This is a genomic window from Vallitalea sediminicola (genome assembly GCF_054408565.1).
This window is the reverse complement of record NZ_BTPT01000156.1, coordinates 1-516: the sequence shown is the minus strand read 5'-3', so window position 1 is coordinate 516 and position 516 is coordinate 1. Positions and strand designations below refer to the sequence as shown.

1 protein-coding gene is annotated in these 516 nt (G+C 37.4%); it reads right to left on the bottom strand.

The features are described 5' to 3' along the window. Nucleotides 1-332: 332 nt before the first annotated feature. A partial coding sequence (locus tag ACX6CF_RS26265) for a hypothetical protein (protein WP_458788341.1) occupies nucleotides 333-516 on the bottom strand: 184 nt, incomplete at its 5' end.

The window sequence follows — 516 nt, the reverse complement described above, 5'->3', positions numbered from 1 at the left end:
AAAGAATATATCAGTAATGTTCATTTGATATATTCTTTAAGAACATTAATCACTCTGGGTACAATAACAACAATAATTAGTATTAGACTTATTAAAGAAACTAATCCATATACACCAAAATACAAAAAATGACTAGTTATGTAAGTTAAAAATGGTAGAGCTAATAAAACAATAAATAACATGCTTACTTGAATATATTTGCTTAAGTATCTTTTCATCAATAATCACCCAGAAGTAAGTATAACATAAATAATTAAAGATAGACCTCCGTTCCCGGTTCGTATTTGGAAGGCTCCCATACATGGCTGCTTTTTTAAGCTTTTCCCCTCCGATCAAAGATAGCCCTGGATGGGCCTTCGCCCTCTCTCATTCAAGCCTTCTGGATTGGTGTCTTCCCCTTGGATATAAACCCCCTCCCCCCACACCTGGCCATGATCTTCTTCCAGTTCACGCTCCTGACCTGGCGTTAGCTTTTGCCCAGGCTCACACCAAACTAAAAGAGTGGTTACTAGATCC